The sequence below is a fragment of the Corallococcus sp. CA047B genome, assembly GCF_003612065.1.
GTDB classification, from domain to species: domain Bacteria; phylum Myxococcota; class Myxococcia; order Myxococcales; family Myxococcaceae; genus Corallococcus; species Corallococcus praedator.
Genome location: NZ_RAWD01000639.1, coordinates 1 through 1,605, shown reverse-complemented (window position 1 = coordinate 1,605; position 1,605 = coordinate 1). Strand labels below are relative to the sequence as shown.

Sequence of the window (1,605 nt, the reverse complement as noted above, 5' to 3'; positions counted from 1 at the left end):
GTCGTTGCAGCGGTTGGGCTTGCAGCCGACGCTGGCCTCGCGCAGCTACCACGTGGAGCTGTTCGACCGGCGCGACGGCAGCCTGCTGCGCGAGACGGACCGGGGCGACGTGCTCACCCGGGCGCCCGTGCTGGGGTTGCTCCCGCCGGAGTCCCTGGCGGCGCCCGAGGGCATGACGGAGGCGTTCGACGCCCGGGGACACCGGTTGATGGTGGCGCACGCGCAGGTGTCGGACACGCCCTGGACGGTGGTGGTGACGGCGCGGCTGCGCGAGGCGTTCGCGCCGGTGACGCGCATGGGCGCGTGGGTGGTGGTCATCGCGGCGCTGGCGGGCGCCATCGCGCTGATGTTGTCGCAGTGGGTGGGGCGGGACGTGGCGCAGCGGCTGGAGGCGCTGCGGGACGGCTTCTCCTCGCTGGGCACGCCGGCGCTGGAGGGCGGCCAGCGGGTGCAGGCCCGGGGAGACGACGAAGTCACCCAGTTGGCCTCGGGCTTCAACGACATGGCGGCGCGCATCGACCGCACGCAGAAGCAGCTGCGCGAGGCCATCGCCATCCGGGACCAGTTCCTGTCCATGGCGAGCCATGAGTTGCGCACGCCGCTGACGCCGCTGAAGGCGACGCTGGAGCTGCTCATCCGCCAGTCCGAGGCCGGCCAGGAGCTGAACCCGGAGCGCCAGCGCGCGACCTTCGCGCGGCTGAACCGGCAGGTGGACCGGCTGACGCGGCTGATTGGCGACATGCTGGATGTGTCGCGGCTGCAGTCCGGGCGCTTCACGCTGACGGTGGCGCCCATGGACCTGGGGGCGCTGGCGCAGGAGGTGGTGGAGCGCATCCAGTCCTCCCGGCCGGAGCGCCAGGGCCTGTTGTCGCTGGAGCTTCCCCCGGCGCCGCTGGTGGGCCGGTGGGATGAGCAGCGGTTGGATCAGCTCCTCACGAACCTGGTGGAGAACGCGCTGCGCTATTCGCCGCCGGAGACCCCGGTGCGGATCCGCGTGGTGGAGGAGCCGGACGGGGTGCGGGTGGACGTGGAGGACCGGGGCATCGGCATTCCGGAGGAGAGCGTGTCGCAGCTCTTCACGCCCTTCTACCGGGCGCGCAACGCCACCGAGCACTACGCCGGGGGCCTGGGCCTGGGGCTGGCCATCTGCCGCGAAATCGTGGAGCGCCACGGGGGCCGCATCCAGGTGACGAGCGCGGGGCCGGGGCAGGGCTCCTGCTTCACGGTGCGGCTGCCCCGGGCCGCCCTGGCGGAAGCCGCCGCCTGATGCGCTACGTGGAGGTCCTCCCATGCGCGGCGCTGACGCCGTACGTGCGGTGCTACTGGGCGATGGAGGCGTCGGGGCCGCTGCCGGGGCCGCACCGGGTGATGCCGGACGGGTGCCTGGACATCCTGGTGGACCTGGCGGACGGGGTGCGTCCGAAGGTGGTGGGGGCGATGCGGACGGCGGCGGTGGTGCCGTTGACGTTCCCCACGTCCATCGTCGCGGTGCGCTTCCGTCCGGGCGGAGCGCAGCCGTTCCTGCGGCTGCCGTTGCAGGAGCTGACGGACGCGCAGGTGGCGCTGGGAGACCTCTGGCCGCGCGTCGCGCGCGAGGGGTGGGAG

At 73.5% G+C, this 1,605-nt stretch carries 2 protein-coding genes; both read left to right on the top strand.

Translation table 11 applies throughout. From position 1 onward, the window contains the following. The coding region (locus D7X74_RS41850; RefSeq protein WP_147446907.1) for an ATP-binding protein at positions 1-1,267 on the top strand (1,267 nt) is incomplete at its 5' end. After that, the coding region (locus D7X74_RS41845) for a DUF6597 domain-containing transcriptional factor (RefSeq protein ID WP_370450870.1) at positions 1,267-1,605 on the top strand (339 nt) is incomplete at its 3' end. The genes D7X74_RS41850 and D7X74_RS41845, both read left to right, overlap by 1 nt.